At 61.2% G+C, this 737-nt stretch carries 1 pseudogene; it reads left to right on the forward strand.

Features of this window, described 5'->3' with window-relative positions:
• Positions 1-737 (forward strand): annotated as a pseudogene (locus LS48_RS15410) (T9SS type B sorting domain-containing protein); the annotation flags it as partial.

Below are 737 nucleotides of genomic sequence, written 5' to 3' on the forward strand. Positions count from 1 at the left end.
ATCTACGTATATGCCGAGACCGGCACCACGCCGAACTGTAGCGCCGAGAACAGCTTTTTGGTGACGATCAACGACACCCCTCCGGTTGACGACCCTTCGGACGTTACCGCCTGCGACAGCTACACACTGCCAGCGCTCACCAACGGGAACTACTACACCGGCCCTGGCGGTACGGGCACGCAGCTCAACGCCGGCGATGCGATCACCAGCACGCAGACGATCTACGTATATGCCGAGACCGGCACCACGCCGAACTGTAGCGCCGAGAACAGCTTTTTGGTGACGATCAACGACACCCCTCCGGTTGACGACCCTTCGGACGTTACCGCCTGCGACAGCTACACGCTGCCAGCGCTCACCAACGGGAACTACTACACCGGTCCTGGCGGTACGGGCACGCAGCTCAACGCCGGCGATGCGATCACCAGCACACAGACAATCTACGTATATGCCGAGACCGGCACCACGCCGAACTGTAGCGCCGAGAACAGCTTTTTGGTGACGATCAACGACACCCCTCCGGTTGACGACCCTTCGGACGTTACCGCCTGCGACAGCTACACACTGCCAGCGCTCACCAACGGGAACTACTACACCGGCCCTGGCGGTACGGGCACGCAGCTCAACGCCGGCGATGCGATCACCAGCACGCAGACGATCTACGTATATGCCGAGACCGGCACCACGCCGAACTGTAGCGCCGAGAACAGCTTTTTGGTGACGATCAACGACACCCC

It is taken from the genome of Aequorivita aquimaris (assembly GCF_001573155.1).
Taxonomy (GTDB): Bacteria; Bacteroidota; Bacteroidia; order Flavobacteriales; family Flavobacteriaceae; genus Aequorivita; species Aequorivita aquimaris.